The 19,604-nt window shown below is 74.1% G+C and carries 8 protein-coding genes (1 of these 8 cut by a window edge); 4 read left to right on the forward strand and 4 right to left on the reverse strand.

The genetic code is table 11. The features are described from left to right. The 3 genes in view from ABD324_RS19335 to ABD324_RS19345 are tightly spaced (each overlapping or abutting the next) and all read left to right on the forward strand, a layout consistent with a single transcriptional unit that may run on beyond the window. Nucleotides 1-8,837 carry the 3' portion of an amino acid adenylation domain-containing protein gene (locus ABD324_RS19335; RefSeq protein WP_344418734.1) on the forward strand. 6,061 nt of this gene lie to the left of the window's left edge, so 8,837 of the gene's 14,898 nt are visible here — the last part of the coding sequence; its start codon lies off the left edge, out of view; the stop codon is at nt 8,835-8,837. Then, the gene (locus ABD324_RS19340) at nt 8,837-9,793 is read left to right on the forward strand and encodes a methionyl-tRNA formyltransferase (RefSeq protein WP_344418737.1); all 957 of its coding nucleotides are present in this window, start codon (nt 8,837-8,839) and stop codon (nt 9,791-9,793) included. The genes ABD324_RS19335 and ABD324_RS19340 overlap by 1 nt, the downstream gene beginning before the upstream one ends. Further along, nucleotides 9,793-10,644, forward strand: a complete 852-nt coding sequence (locus tag ABD324_RS19345; RefSeq protein ID WP_344418740.1) for an alpha/beta fold hydrolase — start codon at nt 9,793-9,795, stop codon at nt 10,642-10,644. The genes ABD324_RS19340 and ABD324_RS19345 overlap by 1 nt, the downstream gene beginning before the upstream one ends. Here ABD324_RS19345 and ABD324_RS19350 read toward each other — a convergent pair. From ABD324_RS19350 to ppc, 3 genes are all read right to left on the reverse strand, one after another. After that, a complete protein-coding gene (locus ABD324_RS19350; RefSeq protein WP_344418743.1) occupies nt 10,605-12,374 on the reverse strand; it encodes an ABC transporter ATP-binding protein in 1,770 nt (589 codons plus the stop codon). The genes ABD324_RS19345 and ABD324_RS19350 overlap by 40 nt on opposite strands. Then, a complete protein-coding gene (locus tag ABD324_RS19355; RefSeq protein ID WP_344418746.1) occupies nt 12,371-14,050 on the reverse strand; it encodes an ABC transporter transmembrane domain-containing protein in 1,680 nt (559 codons plus the stop codon). The genes ABD324_RS19350 and ABD324_RS19355 overlap by 4 nt, the downstream gene beginning before the upstream one ends. A 67-nt stretch (nt 14,051-14,117) precedes the next feature. Further along, entirely contained in the window at nt 14,118-16,868 is a 2,751-nt protein-coding gene (gene ppc, locus ABD324_RS19360; protein WP_344418749.1) for a phosphoenolpyruvate carboxylase, read from the reverse strand. Between the two features lie 248 nt (nt 16,869-17,116). Here ppc and ABD324_RS19365 point away from each other — a divergent pair, with 248 nt between their 5' ends. Then, nucleotides 17,117-17,845, forward strand: coding sequence for a GntR family transcriptional regulator (locus tag ABD324_RS19365; protein WP_344418752.1), 729 nt, complete (start codon nt 17,117-17,119; stop codon nt 17,843-17,845). Nucleotides 17,846-17,877: 32 nt separating this feature from the next. On the opposite strand, the gene ABD324_RS19370 is transcribed toward ABD324_RS19365, so the two are convergent. Next, nucleotides 17,878-19,557, reverse strand: coding sequence for an ABC transporter substrate-binding protein (locus tag ABD324_RS19370; protein ID WP_344418755.1), 1,680 nt, complete (start codon nt 19,555-19,557; stop codon nt 17,878-17,880). Between the last annotated feature and the right edge of the window lie 47 nt (nt 19,558-19,604).

Consider the following 19,604-nt stretch of genomic DNA (forward strand, 5'->3'; position numbering starts at 1 on the left):
CCCAGCCCGCGGACGTCCTGGAGTGGGCGCGCGAGCACCTTCCCGAGCACATGGTGCCGAGCACGGTGACGCTGCTCGGCGCGTTCCCGCTCATGGCCTCCGGCAAGGTCGACCGCAAGGCCCTGCCGGATCCCGGAATGGCCGCCCCGGTGGCCGGCCGCGCCCCGGCGACCGCGACCGAGGCGGCCCTCGCCGCGCTCGTCGGCCAGGTCCTCGGCCTCGACACCGTGGGATCCGCCGTCGACCTCGACACCTCGTTCTTCGCGCTGGGCGGCGACTCGATCGTCTCCATCCAGCTCGTGTCCCGCGCCCGTGCGGCCGGGTTCGCGCTGTCCCCCCGGGACGTCTTCGAACAGCGCACCGTGGCCGCCCTGGCCCGGGTGCTCGACGGCCGGGCGCCCGCGGAGGCCCCCACCGTCACCGAGCACCGGGAGCTGGTGGCCGCCGCACCCGGCGATCTCGACCGCTGGCGGCGCCGCTTCCCCGGGCTCACCGAGGTGTGGCCGCTCTCGCCGCTGCAGCAGGGCCTGTACTTCCACTCGACGCTGAACGCGGACTCTGCGGGCGGTGACGTCTACGTCGCCCAGACCGTCCTGGACCTCGACGGCCCGCTCGATCCCGAGCGTCTGCGTGTCGCGGCGACCCGGCTCGTCGCGCGTCATCCGGTGCTGCGCACGGCGTTCGTCGAGGGGGCGGACGGGCTCCCCGTCCAGCTCGTCGTCGACGGCGTCGAGCCCGAGTTCACCGTGGTGGAGGACGCCGACGCCGACGCCGACGCCGACGCCGAGACCCGGGAACGCCTGCGGCCCTTCGACCTCACGGTGCCGCCCCTGGTCCGGTTCCTGCTGCGGCCCCGCGACGGCGGGCACCGGCTCGTGCTGACGAACCACCACATCGTCCTCGACGGCTGGTCCACCCCGCTGCTCGTGCGCGACCTGCTCGACCTCTACGCCGGCACCGCCGCGGCGGAGCCGCCGTCCTACCGCACCTACCTGCGGTGGCTCGCCGACCAGGACACCGACGCCTCCCGCGAGGCCTGGCGGCACGCGCTGCGCACCGCCGAGGAACCCACCCTGCTGCTGCCGGGGTCGCCCGAGGAGCCGACGGTCCCGGTCGGCGTCGGCGCCGATCTGGACGACGACCGCACCACCGCCGTCACCGGGCTCGCCCGGGAGCGCGGCGTCACCCTCAGCACCGTCCTGCAGACCGCGTGGGCGATCCTGCTCGGCGGGCTGACGGGGCGCACGGCCGTGACCTTCGGGACGACCGTCGCCGGACGGCCCCCGGCGTTGCCGGGCGTCGAGGACATGGTCGGGCTGTTCATCAACACCGTCCCCGTCCACGTGTCGCTGGCCGCGGCCGAGACCGTCGGTGACCTGCTCGAACGGGTGCAGGCCGAGCAGTCCGTGCTGCTCGACCACCAGCACCTGGGCCTCGCCGACATCGCACGCACCAGCCCCGTCGGTGGCGGCGAGCTGTTCGACACCCTCACCGTGGTCGAGTCCTACCCGCTCGACGAGGCGGCGGTCGGCGCCGCCGAGAGCGCCGCCGGCCTGCGGCTCGCGGACGTCGAGGGCCATGACGCCACCCACTACCCGGCGGTCCTGGTGATCCGGCCCGGCGAGCGGCTCGGGCTGGAGATCAAGTACCGGCCCGACGTCCTCGACGCCGACGCCGCCCACCTCCTGCTCGCCCGGCTCGACGGGCTCCTCGCGACGATGACCGCGCGACCGGAGCTGCCGGTCGGGCGGCTCGACGTCCTCACCGCCGCCGAACGCGCATCGGTGGTCGAGGACTGGAACGACACGGACCAGGAGGTGCCGGCGGAGACGCTGCCGGTGCTGTTCGCGGAGTGGGTGCGGTCGACTCCGGACGCCCTGGCCCTGGTGGACGGGTCGACGCGGCTGACCTACCGCGAGCTGGACGCGCGTGCGGCCGGACTCGCGGCGCGTCTCTTCGCCGCCGGGATCGGGCCGGAGCAGGTCGTCGGGGTGCATCTGGAGCGCTCCGCGGACCTGGTGACGGCGTTGCTGGGGATCCTCAAGGCGGGCGCGGCGTTCGTGCCCGTGGAGCCCTCCTGGCCCGCGGCCCGCATCGCGCAGGTCTGCGAGTCGGCCGGTGCCGCGGCGGTGGTGAGCTCCTCGCCCGAGGCTTCGGGTGCGGCGGCCCTGGTGAGCGCTTCGCCCGTGGCGTCGGGTGAGGCCGGGGGCCGGGGGCCGGCGGCCGGGCTCGGCGTGCTGCCGTCGGGGCTGCCCGTCTTCGCCGTCGACGGTCCGGAGGCTCCGGAGTGGACGGATGTCCCGGTGGATCCGGAGGGCCTGGCGTACGTGATGTTCACGTCCGGCTCCACCGGTGTGCCGAAGGGCGCGATGATCCGGCACTCGGCGATCTGTGCGCGGCTGCGGTGGCAGCAGGGCCCGGAGATGCTCCGGTACGGCCCGGGGGACGCCGCGTTGTTCAAGGCGCCCATGGGCTTCGACATCTCGGTGAACGAGGTCTTCCTGCCGCTCGCGACCGGTGGCGCGGTCGTCGTCGCGGAGCCGGGGGGCGAGCGGGACGCCGAGTACCTGCTCGATCTCGTGGTGCGCGAGCGCGTCAGCTTCGTCTACATCGTGTCCTCCATGTTGGACATGTGGTTGCAGATGCCGGCCGTGCACGAGGCGGCGCGGGTGCTGAAGCACGTGTGGTGCGGCGGCGAGGTGCTGACCCCGGAGCTGTTCGACCGGTTCCGGGCGGTGTTCCCGTCGGTGATGTACCACGGCTACGGGCCGGCGGAGGCGACGATCGGGGTGTCGCACCAGTCCTACCGGGGTGAGCAGCGGCGCGACCGGATCACCATCGGCGTCCCCAACCCGAACACCCGCATCTACGTGCTCGACCAGGGGCTCGCGCCCGTCGCGCCGGGGGTGACCGGCGAGCTCTACACCGGCGGCCTCCCGCTGGGCCGGGGTTACGTGAACAGCCCGGGCCTGACAGCGGCCCGGTTCGTCGCCGATCCCTTCGGCCGCGGTCGGCTCTACCGGACCGGTGACCTGGCCCGGTGGACCGCGGACGGCCTCCTGGAGTTCGTGGGGCGGGCGGACTACCAGGTGAAGATCCGCGGGATGCGGGTGGAGCTGGAGGAGATCGAGGCGACCCTCGCCGCGCATCCGGCGGTGCGTCAGGCCGTGGTGACGGTGCGGGGCAACGCGGTCCACGCGTACGTGGTCGGTGAGCAGGCCGATGTGCTGTCGTGGGCGCGGGAGCAGCTGCCCGAGCACATGGTGCCGAGCACGATGACGCTGCTGGCCGCGTTCCCGCTCATGGCCTCCGGCAAGGTCGACCGCACGGAGCTCCCCGTCCCGGAGGTCGAGGCCACCACCGGGCGGGCGGCCGAGGGGGCCACCGAGGAGCTGCTCGCCGGCCTCGTCGCCGAGGTGCTGGGGCTGCCCGCCGTCGGTGCGGAGGAGTCGTTCTTCGCCCTCGGCGGGGACTCGATCGTCGCCATCCAGCTCGTGTCGCGGGCCCGGGCCGCCGGCCTCGCGCTGTCCCCGCGGGACGTGTTCGACCACAAGACCGTCACCGCCCTCGCGCGGGTGCTCGACGAGCGGCCCGCCCCGGACCCGTTGCGTGGCACCGAGGTCGATGCGTCGGGGACCGGCCGGATCCCGATCACCCCGATCGTCGCGGAGATGGTCGGCAGGGGCGGGGAGTTCCGGCGCTTCTCCCAGGCCGTGCTGCTCGCGACCCCACCCGGGACGACCCGGGAGCACGTGACCGCCGCCCTGCGCGCGGTCCTCGACCGGCACGACGTCCTCCGGGGCCGGCTGCGACGGTCGGGTAAGGAGTGGGTCTTCACCACCACTCCCGTTGGCACGGTCGACCCGGAGTCGGTGCTGCACAGCGTGTCCGTGCCCGGGACCGACGGTGCGGACTTCCGCGCGGTCGTCGCCACCGAGTTCGACGCCGCCGCCGACCGGCTCGACCCGGCCGCCGGCGTCGTGCTCCAGGCGGTCTGGTTCGACGGGCCGGACCGCGGCCGGCTGCTCGTCCTCGCGCACCACCTCGTCGTCGACGGCGTCTCGTGGCGGATCCTCGTCCCGGACCTGATCTCGGCGGGGGAGCAGGCCGGGGCGGGTGCCGTGCCGGTGCTGGAGCCGGTGGGGACCTCGTTCCGCGGCTGGGCCCTGGGCCTGACCGGCGCCGATCGCGAGACGGAGCGGCCGGTGTGGGAGCGGGTGCTCGCCGGGCCCGATCCACTGCTCGGCTCCCGCCCGATCGACGCCGCCCGTGACCTCGTCGGCACCGCGGCGGAGATCGCGGTGGAGCTGCCCGCGGCGGTGACCGAGGCGGTGCTGACCCGGGTGCCCGCGGCGTTCCGCGCCGGGGTCGAGGACGTCCTGCTCACCGCGCTCGCGCTCGCCGTCGGCGAGCACCGGGGCGGGGGCGCGCCGTCCGTGCTGGTCGGGCTCGAGGGCCACGGCCGCGAGGAGGAGGCCGTCCCGGGCGCCGAGCTCTCCCGGACCGTCGGGTGGTTCACCACCGTCTACCCGGCGCGCCTGGACCTCACCGGGCTGGATCCCGCCGACGGGGTCGGGGCCGTCGCCCGGGTGAAGGAGCAGCTGCGGGCGCTCCCGAACCGCGGCATCGGCTTCGGGCTGCTCGACCCGCCGCTGCGCGCGGCCCCGCAGATCCGCTTCAACTACCTGGGCCGCTTCGACACCACCGGTCCGGTGGCGAGCAGGGACGGCTGGGACACCGCCGACGAGTTCGGCGCCCTCGGCGGCGCCGTCGACGACAGCACCCCCGTGTCCGCCGCCCTCGACGTCAACGCGATCGTCGAGGCCGGACCCGACGGCCCCGTCCTGCGCGCCTCCTGGGCCTACGCCACCGGCGTCCTCACCGAGGACGAGGTGCGGGCGCTCGCGGATCGCTGGATCGCGGCGCTGCACCGCCTCGGCGGCATCGAGCGGGGCACGCTCACCCCGTCGGACGTGCTCGCCCCCGTCACCCAGGACCAGCTCGACCTCTGGCAGCGGGATCGGCCCGGGCTGACCGACGTCTGGCCGCTCTCGCCGCTGCAGGAGGGCCTGCACTTCCACGCGACCTTCGACGGCGGGGGCACCGGTGAGGACGTCTACCTCGCCCAGACCGTCCTCGACGTCGACGGCCCGCTCGATCCCGAGCGGATGCGAGAGGCCGCCACGGCGCTGCTGCGCCGGCACCCGAACCTGGGCGCCGCGTTCGTCCACGGCCGCGACGGCGTCCCCGTGCAGGTCGTCGAGGCCGGCGTCCGGCCCGGGTTCACCGTCCTGGACCTGCGGGAGGACTCCGGCAGCGCCGAGGAGCGGGTACGCGAGGACCGCCTGCGGCCCTTCGACATGGCCGTCGCGCCGCTTCTCCGGTTCACCCTGATGGTCCTCGGCGACGAGCGGCACCGGCTGCTCGTCACGAACCACCACATCGTGCTCGACGGCTGGTCGCTGCCGCTGGTCGTCCGGGACCTGTTCGACCTCTACGCCGGCACGGCCGGGGCGCCGCCGCGGCCCTTCCGTGACCACCTCGCCCGGCTCGCTGCGCTCGACCCGGCGGCCACCCACGCGGCCTGGGCAGAGGCACTCGACGGCTTCGACCAGCCGACGCTGCTGGCCGTCCCCGGAGGTGGGTCCACCGAGGCGCTCTCGGTGGACCTCCCCGCGGGTCCGGTGACCGCGCTGGCCCGCGCCGAGGGCGTCACCCTCAACACGGTGGTGCAGCTGGCCTGGGGGCTGGTGCTCGGCGTCCACACCGGACGCGACGACGTCGCCTTCGGGACCACGGTGTCCGGCCGACCGCCCGCGCTCGCGGGGGCCGAGGACATGATCGGGCTGTTCATCAACACCGTCCCCGTCCGCGTGCGGGCCCGGGCGGCCGCGACCCTGCGGGAGCTGCTCCGGGAGCTGCAGGCCGAGCAGGCGGCGCTGCTGGACCACCAGCACATCGGGCTCGCGGAGATCACCGCGCGCACCGAGCACACCGAGCTGTTCGACTCGCTGCTCGTCTTCGAGTCGTACCCGGTGGACGGCGACGACGTGACGCGGGCGCAGAAGGCCGGCGGTCTGCTGACGTCGGGTGTGGATGTCCGGGACGCCACGCACTACCCGTTGACGCTGGTGGTGACGCCGGTCGACGAGGCACTGCGCCTCGAGATGGTGCACCGCCCGGACACCCTGGGCGCCGGCACCGCGGCGGCGCTCCTGGGCCGGCTCCGGCGGGCCCTCGACGCGCTGACCGGGCCGGACGCGCCCGTCGCGGCGCTGGACCTGCTCGAGCCCGGGGAGCACGGCGTCCTCGCGGCGAGCACCGGAGCCCGCACCGGGACGGCCGCGGGCCCGGAACGGACCCTGCCCGACCTGGTCGCCGCGCAGGCCGCACGGACCCCGGACGCGGTCGCCGTGGTGGCGGGCGACCGGACGCTCACCTATGCCGAGCTCACCACGGCGGCCCACCGGCTGGCCCGCCGGCTCGCGGACGCCGGGATCGGGGCGGAGGACGTCGTCGGGCTGGCCCTGCCGCGGACCACGGAGCTCGTCGTCGCCGTCCTCGGGGTGCTGGCGAGCGGGGCGGCGTACCTGCCCGTCGACCCGGCGTACCCCGCGGACCGGATCGCGTTCGTGCTCTCCGACGCCCGCCCGTCCGCGGTGATCACGCTGCGGGACACGGGGACCGCGCTGCCGGAGGCCACGCGCCGGATCGTCCTCGACGATCCCGCGACCGCGGCCGACCTGGCCGCGCGGGACGGGGCGCCGCTGACGAACGCGGACCGGGCACGGGACCTCGACCCGGACAACCCCGCCTACGTGATCTACACGTCCGGCTCGACCGGCGTGCCCAAGGGCGTGCCGGTGCCGCACCGCGGCGCGGTCGGGCTGGTCCGCTGGACGATCGCCGAGCTGGGCGCGGACCGGCTGCGCCGCACGGTGTTCTCCACGTCCCTCAACTTCGACGTGTCCGTGTTCGAGCTGTTCGCCCCGCTCTGCAGCGGGGGTGCGATCGGGATCGTCCCGGACGTGCTGCACGCCGCCGCGGCGTTCCCGGACGGGCCCGCGACGCTGCTGTCCGGGGTGCCGTCCGCCGTCGACGCCCTGGTGGCCGACACCCCCGACGCGCTGCCACCCACGCTGGTGCTGGCAGGTGAGGCGCTGCCGCGCGCCCTGGCCGACGCGCTGGCGCCCCGCGAGGTCTTCGACCTCTACGGCCCCACCGAGGCCACCGTGTACGCCACGCACCACCGGGTCCGGCCGGGTGAGCGGGGGCCCGTCCCGATCGGGCGACCCGGCGCGGGTACGGACGCGCTGGTGCTCGATGCGGCCCTGCGCCGGACCCCGCCCGGCGCGGTCGGCGAGCTCTACCTGGCCGGCACCCAGCTGGCCCGTGGCTACCACGGGCGGGCCGGGCTGTCGGCGGGCCGCTTCGTGGCGAACCCGTTCGGCGCGCCGGGGGAGCGGCTCTACCGGACCGGCGACCTGGCCCGCCGGACCCCGGCCGGCGAGCTGGAGTACGCCGGGCGGGCCGACGAGCAGGTGAAGGTCCGCGGCTACCGGATCGAGCCCGGCGAGATCGAGTCCGCGCTGCGTGCCCATCCGGCCGTCTCCCGGGCGGTGGTCGTGGTCGCGGAGCAGACCGTCCTGGCCTACACCGTGGCGGAGGCGACCGGGGAGGAGCTGCGAACGCACCTCGCCGGCACGCTGCCGGCCCACATGGTGCCCGCCGCCGTCGTCGTGCTGGACGCGTTCCCGTTGACCCCCAACGGGAAGCTCGACCGGCGGGCGCTCCCTGCACCCGACCGGGCGCGGAGCGCGTCGGCTCCGACGGCGGACGAGCGACCCCTGTGCGCCGTGTTCGCGGACGTTCTCGGGCTCGCCGACGTCGGCCCGGAGGACTCCTTCCTCGAGCTGGGCGGGCACTCGCTGCTGGCCGTGCGGCTCGCGGCCCGGCTGCGGTCGGACACCGGGCGGCCCGTCTCGGCGAAGGCGCTCTTCGAGCACCCGACCCCGCGCGCGCTGCACCGATACCTGCAGGACGGTGCACCGCAGGGGCTGGCGCCGGTGCTGACGCTGCGCCGGGGGACCGAGCCGGGCCTGTTCTGCCTGCCCCCGGCCGTCGGGTTCGGCTGGACCTACGCCCGGCTGCTCCCGCACCTGCCCACCGACCTGCCGGTCCACGCCCTGCAGGACCCGGCGGGCGCTTCGGGCCGGTCGGCCTGGGAGAGCGCGGACACCTACGCCCGGGCGATCCGGGAGATCCAGCCGCACGGCCCGTACCGGCTGCTCGGCTGGTCCTTCGGCGCCACGCTCGCCCACCTCGTGGCGGCGCGGCTGACCGGCGAGGGGGAGCGGGTGCCCGTGGTCGTCATGCTCGACGGCTACCCGCTGCCCGCGGAACCGTCTGGTGTGGACGAACCCCTGAGCGAGTCCGACGCGGTGTACGGGCTGCTCGCCTTCACCGGCCACGAGCCGCCGGAGGCCCCGACCCTCGACGACGCCGTGGCGGCCACCACGGCGGAGACCAGCGTGCTGCACGGCATGGGGCGCGGCGAGCTCGCCGCGCTCGTCGAGCGGCTGCGGACCCTCGGGGAGATCCCGCTGGGCGGCCCGCACCCACGCGTCGACACCACGGTGGTGTTCCTGGCCGCGACGGAGGGGGAGCGCGACCCCGGCCATCGCGCGCAGGACTGGGCGCCGCTCGTCACCGGCGTCGTGCGGGCGCACGACGTCGCCACCACCCACCTCGGCCTGATGACCGAGGAGACCCTGCGGGCCACCGGCCCGCTGATCCGGGCCGCGTTCGACGCGGCCGACCGAGAGGGAGCGAACTGATGCGAGTCGTGGCGTTCGGCTACATGACCTGGGGCCGCCGGACGATCGAGGCGATCCTCGCCGCCGGGCACGAGGTGCCGCTGATCGTCACCCACCCGGACAGCGACAACGCCTACGAGAAGATCTTCAACGAGTCCGTGGCGGAGCTCGCCGCGGACCACGGCATCCCGACGCTGGTCCGCAACCGGGCCACGGACGACGAGGTGAAGGCCGCCATCGCCGCGGCCGAGGCGGACATCATGGTCGTGTCCAACTGGCGGACCTGGCTGCCGCCGGAGGTGTTCTCGATCCCGCGCCTCGGCACGCTCAACGTGCACGACGCGCTGCTCCCGGCCTACGCCGGCTTCGCCCCGCTGAACTGGGCGTTGATCAACGACGAGCCCGAGGTCGGCGTCACCGCCCACATGATGAACGCCGAGTTCGACGCCGGAGCGGTGGTCTTACAGCGCTCCACGGTCATCACCGAGGACGACACGATCGTCGAGCTCTTCGACCGCACCCTGGCCATGTTCGGGCCGATCACGGTCGACGCGCTGGAGCTCGTCGCGTCGGGCCGCACGGACTGGCCCGCGCAGGACCGCCGCGTCGCCTCCTACTTCCACCGCCGCACCGAGGAGGAGAACCGCATCGACTTCTCCTGGACCGCCCGGGAGCTGTTCAACCTCGTCCGCGCGCAGGTGGACCCGTACCCGAACGCGTACTGCTTCCACGGCACCACCCGGCTGCGCGTCCTCGCCGCACGGGAGACGGAGACGACCTACGGCGGCACCCCGGGACGGATCTTCATCCGGGACGGCCGTGGCGTGGTGATCGTCGCCGGGGCGGACGCGCGGCGGGGCCGCAACACCGGGCTGCGGATCGACCGGGTCCGGCTCGACGACGGCACCGAGCTCGACGCCGTGGACTACTTCCCGCACATGGGCGGGTACCTCACCTCGTACCCGGTGCCGAGCTGATGCCGCTCGTCCCGCTGAACGGCGTCCGCCTCCACCTCGACGTCACGGGCCCCGACGACGGCCCGCTCGCGGTGCTCGTCATGGGCACCGGCAGCCGCGGGCGGGTCTGGAACCTGCACCAGGTCCCCGCGCTGGTCCGGGCCGGGTACCGGGTCGCGACCTTCGACAACCGCGGCATCGCGCCCTCGGACGAGTGCGCGACGGGCTTCACGATCGACGACATGGTGGCGGACACCGCGGCCGTGATCGAGCACCTGGGCGGCGGCCCGGCCGCGGTGATCGGCACCTCGCTGGGCGCCCGGATCACCCAGGAGCTCGCGCTCGCCCGCCCCGATCTCGTCCGGTGCGCGGTCGCGCTGGCCGCGCACGCCCGGATCGACCCGGTGGGGCGCACGCTGTCGGCGGGCGAGCGGGCGCTCCACGACGCCGGCACGAGCCTGCCGGCGACCTACCAGGCCGCGATCGCCGCACACCTCAACCTGTCTCCCGCGACCATGCGGAACGAGGTCGCGGTGCAGGACTGGCTGGACCTGTTCGAGATGGGGGGCCCCGGGGTGACGCCCGGCGTCCGGGCGCAGCTGGCGCTGTCGGAGAACGTCGACCGGCGGGCCGCCTACGCGGCGATCCGGGTGCCGGTGCTGGCGGTGGGCTTCGCCGACGACCGGCTGATCGCGCCGTGGCTGGCCGCCGAGGTCGCCGCGATCGTGCCGGGCGCCCGGCACGGGGAGATCCCGGACTGCGGGCACGTCGGGTATCTCGAACGGCCCGATGCGGTCAACGCCGTGATCCTGGAGTTCCTCGCCGGGGCCGCTCAGCCCGACGCGGTCCAGGCGGCCCACAGCCGCGCGTAGTGCCCGCCCGCGGCGACCAGCTCGTCGTGGGTGCCGTGCTCCACGATCCGGCCGTCGTGCATCACGACGACGGCGTCGGCCGTGGCCGCCTGGGTGAGGCGGTGCGCGATCACGATCCCGGTGCGGCCCTGCAGGGCCGCCCGGGCGGATCCCTCGAGGCGCCGGGCGCCCGCGCTGCCCGCCTCGGCGGTGGCCTCGTCGAGGATCGCGACGGGCGGATCGGCCAGCACCAGCCGGGCCAGGGCGAGCTGCTGGGCCTCCATCACGCTCAGGTCGTGCCCGCCCGATCCCACGACGGTCTCCAGCCCCTCCGGCAGCTGCTCCACCCATCCGAGGGCGTCGACGGTCCGCAGCGCGGCCCGCAGCTCCTCGTCGGTGGCGGCGGGCGCGGCCAGGCGCAGGTCGTCGACCAGGGTCCCGGCGAAGACGTGCACCTCCTGGCTCACCAGCGCGATCGTGCGGCGGAGCAGGCTCTGCCCCTGGTCGGCGAGCGGGACCCCGCCGATGTGCACCGAGCCCCGGGTGGGCTCGCGGACCCCGGCGAGGATCGCGGCCAGCGTCGTCTTGCCCGCGCCGCTGGCCCCGACCAGCGCGACGTGCGCGCCGTGCGGGACGTCGAGGTCGACGCCGTGGAGCACGTCGTGGCCGTCGGTGTACGAGTGGCCGACGCCGACCGCCTTGACCGACCCGTCCCCGGCCCGGACGGGGTCGAGCGGCTCGGCGGGCGGCTCCATGTCGACGACGCCGACGAGCCGCCCCAGCCCGGCCGTGGCCGACTGCACCCGGTCCAGCAGGAACAGCAGCCCGTTGACGGGGGTGAACAGGTTCGCGAAGTAGAGGGCGGCGGCGCTGGCCTCGCCGATCGTCGCGGTGCCCGAGCGGACCAGGAGGAACCCTGCCACCAGCACGGCCGCGAGCCCGATGAACTCGGCCACGTTGAGCCGGCCGAAGAAGCGGGTGTGCAGCCGCAGCAGCCGCATCGCGACGTCGATGACGGCGTCCACCCGGGTGCGGATCGCGGCCAGGTGCGGGTCGGCCAGGCGGAACGCCCGCACGGTGCGCGCGCCGCCGACGCTGTCGAGCAGCTGCTGGTGCTCGACGGCGGTGAGGATGCGTTCCTCGGCGTAGATCGCGCCCGAACGGCGCACGTACCAGCGGGCGGTCCAGGCCTGCACCGGCACGGCCAGCAGGGCGGCGACCGCGAAGCGCCAGTCCAGCGCCAGCAGCCCGACCAGCGTCAGGCCGATGACCAGGGCGGAGCGCGCGACCTCGGGGAACGCGGTCCGCACGGCCTCGCTGACGGTGGACACGTCGTCGGTGACCCGGGAGGTCAGATCGCCCGAGCCACCCTGCTCGATGCGGGCGAGCGGGAGGCGCAGCGCGTGGTCCACGAAGTCCTCGCGCAGGCTCGCGAGGACCGACTCGCCCAGCCTCGCCACCAGCACGAAGCCGAGGGCGGCGAGCGCGCCCTGCACCAGCGCCACGCCGGCCAGCGACAGCACGGGCGTGGCCAGCGATCCGGTGGGCTCGCCGCGCTGGGTGGCCACGGCCAGGTCGACGACCCGGCCCAGCAGCGGCGCCGTGAGCAGGCTGATCGCCGCGGACGCGGCCAGGGTCAGCAGCGCCACGAGCGCCTGCGCCCGGCGCGGGCGGATCAGCTCGGCGATCGCCCGCCGCACGCGGGCGGGGGTGGCGACGGGGAGGATGGCCGTGTTCGCGGTCCCGGTCACGAGAGCACCGTCGCCCGGTAGGCGGCGTCGTCGCGCAGCAGCGCGGAGTGGGTGCCGGTCGCGGCGACCCGGCCCTCCCGCAGTACCACGACGGAGTCCGCGACCGCGAGCAGCGCGGGGCTGCTGGTCAGCAGGACCGTGGTGCGGTCCGCGCGGAGCTCCCGCAGCGACTCGGCGATCCGGGCCTCGGTGACGGTGTCCACGGCGGTGGTCGGGTCGTGCAGGACGAGCACGGGGGTGTGCGCGGCGAGCGCCCGGGCCAGCGCGACCCGCTGCCGCTGCCCGCCCGAGAGCGACGAGCCCCGCTCGGCCACCGCGGTGTCGTGCCCGGCCGGCAGGGCGGCGGCGACGGTGTCCGCGGCCGCGGCGGCGATCGCGCCGGACGGGTCGCCGGCGGCCACCGCCGTCAGGTTCTCGTGGAGCGTCCCGCCGAACAGGTCGGCGTCGTGGGCCGAGACGAGCACCGCACCGCGCAGGGCGTCCGGATCCAGGTCGGCGAACGGGCGTCCGTCGAGCAGCAGCCGGCCACCGCCGGGATCGCGTTCCCGGCCGAGCCAGGCCAGCAGCGCGGCCGCCGCCGGCGGATCGGCGACCACCCCGAGCACCGTGCCGGGCACGGCGACGAGGTCCACCCCGGGCCCGCCCGGCACCTCGGCGACGCTCTCCAGGCGCAGCTCGCCCCGCACCGGCTCCGCCGGGATCGTCTCGCCCGCGGCGATCGCCCAGGGCGCCTCCAGCACGCCGGCGATCCGGACCGCGGAGGCGCGGCCGATCGCCCACACCGCGGCGATGTCGCCCGCGGACTGCATCGGGCCGGCCAGGAACTGGGCGAGCCCGACGGCCGAGACGAGCTCGCCGACCGTGATCGACCCGTGGAGCGCCAGGAGCCCGCCGACCAGCGCCACCAGCGCGAGGAACAGCCCGTTGAGCGCCAGCACCGCGCCCTCGTACCCGCCCTGGGCCCGTGCAGTGGCGACGGTGGCGTGCAGCGACCGGCGGCTGACGCGGCGGTACCGCTCCCGGGCGTGCTCCTCGGCGCCGATCCCCTTCAGCACACGGACCCCGCGGACGAGGTCCGCGGCGACCCCGGCGGCCTGTGCCGCCTCCTCCTGCTGGGCCGCGCTGCGCCGCTCGAGCGGCCGGCTCACCAGCTGCGAGAGGAACAGCAGCGGGGGAGTGCCCAGCAGCACCAGCAGCCCGAGCGGCACCGACATCGTCAGCAGCGCGACGCTCGCGACGGTCACCCCGACCACCGCCGCCACCGCCCGCGGCACCATGTCCGCCACCCCGGCGACGTAGCGGACGTCCGACGTCGCGATGCTGATCATGGCGCCGGGCAGGTGGCCGGCCTCGGCGCCGCCGCGAGGGTCGAGGATGCGCCGGCCCAGCCGCATCCTCAGGTCGCGCTCGACCTCGACCGCGGCGTACATCGAGTACCGGGCGCTGAAGCGCCACGACAGCGACAGGACCAGGAAGGTCGCGGCGAGCACGCCCAGCCACAGCGCGAGGCCGCCGGCGTCCCCGGTCGCGACCGCGCGGTCGATCACCACGCCGATGAGCACCGGCACCAGGGCCTCGCCACCCTGGTACCCGATGCCGAACAGCGAGCCGACGACCAGACGGCGCCGGGTGAGTCGGAGCGAACCTCGCAGAACGGCGGAACCCGGCGTTGTCACCCCGTGATCCTCACAAGGTATGCCTAACCTTGGCAAGGGCGGTGACGTAGGCCGCACCCGCGCCGGCTCAGCCGGTGTTCTTCATCCCCGCCGCGATCCCGTTGATCGTCAGCAGCAGGGCCCGTTCGAGGTCGGGGTCCTCGGATCCCGTGCGTCGCTGGGCGAGCAGCTCGACCTGGAGGTGGTGCAGGGGCTCGAGGTAGCCGTTGCGGACCGAGAGCGTGTTGCGCAGCACCGGATGCCGGGCGAGCAGGGTGTCGTCCCCGGTGAGGGTGAGCACCTCGCGCAGGGTGCGGCCGTGCTCGGCGCGGATCGGTTCGAACAGCTCCTGGAGGCCGGGCTCGACCAGGGTGGAGACGTAGTAGGAGGCGATCCGGAGGTCCGTCTTCGCGAGCGTCATCTCGACGTTGCCCAGGAGGTTGGAGAAGAAGGCCCACTCGCGCATCTCGTCGAGCACGTCGCCGTACCCGGCCTCGCGCGCCGCGGCCAGCCCGCTGCCCAGGCCGTACCAGCCGGGCACGACCATCCGGGTCTGCGTCCAGCCGAACACCCAGGGGATGGCGCGGAGGTCGTCGAGCGAGGGGTTCGCACCGGGGCGTTTCGACGGCCGGGAGCCCACGTTGAGCCGGCCCAGCTCGTCGACCGGGGTGGCGGTGGTGAAGAACTCCGGCAGGCCCGGTTCCCCGACCAGCTCGCGGTAGGCCTTCTTGCCGGCCTCGGACACGCAGGTCATGGCCTCGTCCCAGCGGGCGAGGGTCTCGTCCGGCCAGCGGGAGGCCTGGTGCAGCACGCTCGCGTCGAGCATCGAGGCGAGCAGGATCTCCAGGTTGTCGTGGGCGAGCGTGGGCAGCGAGTACTTGTCGGAGATGACCTCGCCCTGTTCGGTGAGCTTCATCGTGGCGTCGACGCTGCCGTACGGGGCGGACGCGATCGCCTCGCCGGCCGGGCCGCCGCCGCGGCCGACCGAGCCGCCGCGGCCGTGGAACAGCCGCAGGCGCACACCGTGTTTCGCCGCGGTGTCCCGGAGCTGGCGCTGCGCGCGGTGGATCTCCCACTGCGAGCTGGTGATCCCGGCGCCCTTGTTGGAGTCCGAGTAGCCCAGCATGATCTCCTGCACGTCGCCCCGGTTGCGGACCTGCCGCCGGTACCCGGGATCCGACAGCAGCCCCTCGAGCAGCGGCCCGGCCTGCGAGAGCTCCTCGACGGTCTCGAAGAGCGGCACCAGGTCCACCGAGCTGCGCGGGTCGGCCTTGAGCTCGACCATGTAGGACTCGCGCGCCAGGACGGTCACGGCGAGGATGTCGTCGACGTCCTGGCACATGGACACGATGTAGGTGCGGGCGACCTCGGGGCCGAAGGTGTGCTGGACCTCGTGGAGCATGTCGAACGTGGCGACGACCTGCTTCGCCGCCTCGGGCAGCCCGTAGTGCCGGCGGATCAGGGGCCGGTGCCCCTCCAGCTCCTTCGACAGCAGCGCGCGCCGCTCCGCCCGAGACAGCGAGGCGTACGGCTCGTCCAGCTCCCCGAGCTGGTCGTAGATAGCGCCGAGGGCGTCGTGATGTTTCTGCGAGTGCTCGCGGACGTCGAGCTCGGCGAGGTGCAGGCCCAGTGCCTTCGCGGCCCGGATCGCGCGGGCGAGCGTGCCGGCGGCGATGCGCGCACCGAGGTGCCCGCGCAGCGAGCGGTCGACGGTCCCCAGGTCGGCGAGGTAGTCCGCCACCCCCAGGTAGTCGACGCCCGGCACGTGCGGCCGCTGCTCGGCGATCCGGGTGCGCGTGTGGGCCAGCCGGGCCTGGACGTAGGAGAGCTTGAGCCGGTAGGGCTCGTTGGCGTTGAGCCGGATGAAGCGGTCGTACACCGCGGGCAGCAGCCGGCGGTCGCGCGCCAGCGCGCCGCGCAGCTCCTCGGACACCCCCATCACCCGGGTGGAGATCGACAGCTCTCCGATCAGCTGCTCGACGAGCGCGCCGTGGATCTTCAGCGCCCGGTCCGAGTAGAGCTCCAGGACGTCCCGGGTGACGTCCGGCGTGACGTTCGGGTTGCCGTCGCGGTCCCCGCCGACCCAGCAGCCGAGGCTGAGCGGGCGGGCGTCCGCGGGCACGGTGAAGCCGTGCGCCGCGGCCTCCGCCTCGAACTCCCCGATCAGGTCCGGGACGGTCCGGGTGCCCAGCTGCTCCATGAACCAGGCGACGTTGCGGGCCTCGTCCTGCACGGTCGGCTTGCCCGGCCGGATCTCGTCGGTCTGCCAGAGCAGGTCGACCAGGGCGCCGAGCTCGTCGTCGGACGCGCCGTGGTCCAGCCCGTCCGCCACCCGCCGCAGGATCGCCAGCACGGACTGCCGGGAGGACTCCGTGGGGTGCGCGGTGAACACGGGCCGCAGCTGGGCGCGGGCGAGGACGTCCTGGACGGTCTCGCGGTCGGCGTCCCCGGCCAGGCGCTCCATCACGGTGTGCAGCGGCCGGCGGTCGGCGGGCCGCAGCGCGCGCAGCTCGCGGGAGCGGTGCAGCTGCTCGGCGACATTGGCCAGCTGGAAGTACTGCGAGAAGGCCCGGGCGAGGACGACGGCGGTGCCGGTGTCGAGCCCGGCGAGCCTCCCGGTGACGGCGTCCGGATTCTCCCGGGCGAGCTTGCGGACCTCCTCGACCAGGTCCAGCAGCTCCTGGCCGGACTGGTGGGCCAGCGACTGCCCGAGCATCGTGGAGAGCCGCCGGATGTCCGCGCGCAGGGCGCTGTGCTCGGACTCCGACACCACACCCGAGTGGGCGGTCAGCGAGTCCGGGGCCAGCAGTTCGGTGCGGTGGGCATGCTGCGCGGTCACCGGTCTCCGTCCAGGTCGGGGGACCGCCCACGGCGCGGTGAACCGCGCTGCGAACGGCGAGAGCCCCCATCGTCGTCGCCCGCCGCGGCCGCGGCCATCCCGGAGCCCCGCCCTTTACGACCACGAAACACTCGTGACCACCCGGACGTGTCTATCCTCGTGAGCGTCCCCAGCGCTGCGGCGAGCAGAACCGTGTTCGGGGCCGATCGTCCTCCGCCCCGGCTCGACGCCGGAGCGGAGGGGTGGAGATGGAGATCCCGATACACTCGCGACATCCGCGCTCGGTCGGCGGTGCCCCGGGGCCGCGGCACCGGTCTGCGCGGCTGGTTCACCAGCTGATCCGGTCGTCGATCAAGTCGGGTCTCCTGCACGAGGGCGACTCCCTGCCGGAGGACGATCTCGTCCAGCAGCTGCAGACCACCCGGCAGTCCGTACGTTTCGCCCTGCAGCTCCTGGCCGACGAGGGCCTGGTCACCCGCCGTCGCCGGATCGGGACCCTGGTCCAGGGCAAGCCCGTCCAGATCCCGATGCAGGACGTCATGGACGCCCGGACATCCGGTCCCTTGGAGTACCGACTCGTGGGGGACAACACCTTCCCCGCCCACGGGCTGATCCGCAGCCGGATGCCCACGGACCGTTCGCAGCTCCGGATGATCGAGTACGTGATCAGCAGCGGGTCGACGCGGATCGGGACGCTCGTCGCCTTCCAGATCGACCCGAACCGAGACATGTTCGTGCACAAGCCCGCCGTCGACGACATCGCCACCACGTTCGAGATGATCTACGGCCGGCCCTTCGGCGGGATGCAGACCTGGATCGACGCCGTCGGCGCCGACGAGGAGACCGCGGCGCTGCTCGGCGTCAGCCCCGGCGCGAGCCTGCTGGTTCGTGACCAGGTGCTGTCGGACTCCGACGGCGTCGTCCACGAGTTCGCCTATGCCCACTACCGGGCCGACATCGTCTCGTTCCACTCCTGAGGAGGGCGGTCCCGGTGCGGGACCGCCCTCGGTCAGGTGTCGGTGCGGCTCAGGTTGAAGTAGTCGATCCAGTTGTCGGAGGTCCAGGCGTAGCCGCCGATCGTGCTGGAGACCAGGACGTTCGGCTGCACCTGGGCGATGAAGACGATCGGCGACTGGTCCAGGTAGATCTTCTCGGCGGCGTTCCAGGCGGCCCCGGCCTGCGGGGACAGCGCGTCCGGCAGGGCGTTGCCGGCGGCGAGCGCGTCGTAGAAGGGCTTGTACTCCCAGTCCGCGAAGTTGTTCGACGACTTCGGGGCGGTGTAGACCAGCAGCTCGTACGGCGGGGTCAGCGTGATCGCGTAGTCGCGCAGGATGAAGGCCTCCGAGGTGTGGTTCACCCGCTGCTGGGCGAACTCGGCCGCGGGCTGCTCGTCGATCGTGACCGTGAATCCCGCGGCCTTCGCGGCGGTCTGGATCTGGATCGCCGCCTCCCGGGTGTCCGGGTCCGCCGCGCTCACCGCGAGCGTGAACGACACACCGTTCGGGAAGCCGGCCTGCGCCAGCAGCGCCTTCGCCTTGTCGGGGTCATAGGTGTAGTTCGGGAACCCGGCACTGCTGTAGCCCGGAGCGTCGTTGAGCAGGAAGCCGGGCCCGGTGCGCTTTGCGAGTCCACGGTAGACGTTGTCCACGATCTGCGAGTAGGGCGTCGCGTACGCCATCGCCTGGCGCACTGCCACGTTGTCGAAGGGCGCCTTGTTCGTGACCAGCGGCATCATGATGTAGGTGTTCGGGTTGTCCACCTGCGGCGCGATGACCTTGCTGTCCTGGGCCAGGGACGAGGAGTCCGCCGGAGTCACGGACTCGGCCAGCTGCGCGTCACCGTTCTTCACCGCGTTGGCCCGTGTCCCTGGGTCCGCCACGATCCGGACGTTGATGGTCTTGATCTTCGGCGCGCCCAGTACGAAGTCGTCGCGCCCGGTCATGGTCACCGACACGCCCGGCTGGTACGCCGTGACCGAGTACGGGCCGAAGCCGAAGTTCGGGTTCTGCGAGGACCACTTCACCGCGTACGGGTCGTCCGCCGACACATGCTGCTTGAGCAGCGTGCTGTCGTAGATCTGTCCACACAGGTCGGACATCAGGGCGAGGAACGTGGTGCCCAGCCCGGCGTTCGGCAGCGTGAAGGTGACGGTCTTGTCGTCGATCTTCCTGATCTGGGACTTCGGGTCTGTCAGCGAGGGCGCCATGACGCCGGGAATGACCGAGGTCGCGGTGTTGAACTTGCGCTCGAAGCTCCACAGGACGTCGTCCGCGGTGAGCGTGTTACCCGCCTGGCTCTTCGCGTCGGAGAGGTGGAACGTGTAGGTCAGTCCGTCCGCGCTGACGTCGTAGCCCTTGGCCAGGTATGGCGTGTAGCTGTAGACGTCCTGCTGCTGCACGCCGCGGCCCTGCTTCGAGTCGACGAAGGGCTTGCGCAGCATCGTCGCCTGCACGTTCTTGCCCTGTTCGTAGCCGCCGAAGCCGTTGTCGATCGCCCAGACGATGCTGGTGTCCGGGGTGACGATGGTCATCGTGGAGCCGCCTCCGCCGCCCGTGCCCCCGCTGTTGGCCGAGGTCGAGCAGGCGACGGTGAGGGCCAGCACGGCGGCGGCCACGACCGCGAACCGGGAGCGGCGACCGGCGGCGCCCCACCGGGGTGACGATCCGTCGGGGGAACGGGCTGCGGACATGGACGTGTCTCCTTCTCGGGCTGACGTGCGGGGGTGACGGGACGACG

The sequence above is a fragment of the Pseudonocardia ailaonensis genome (assembly GCF_039531635.1).
Lineage (GTDB): Bacteria > Actinomycetota > Actinomycetes > Mycobacteriales > Pseudonocardiaceae > Pseudonocardia > Pseudonocardia ailaonensis.

Excerpts from the sequence above, each read along its gene's own strand:
- ABD324_RS19340 (WP_344418737.1), top strand. The coding sequence starts at position 8,837 with ATGCGAGTCGTGGCGTTCGGCTACATGACCTGGGGCCGCCGGACGATC.
- ABD324_RS19345 (WP_344418740.1), top strand. The coding sequence starts at position 9,793 with ATGCCGCTCGTCCCGCTGAACGGCGTCCGCCTCCACCTCGACGTCACG.
- ABD324_RS19365 (WP_344418752.1), top strand. The coding sequence starts at position 17,117 with ATGGAGATCCCGATACACTCGCGACATCCGCGCTCGGTCGGCGGTGCC.
- ABD324_RS19370 (WP_344418755.1), bottom strand. The coding sequence starts at position 19,557 with ATGTCCGCAGCCCGTTCCCCCGACGGATCGTCACCCCGGTGGGGCGCC.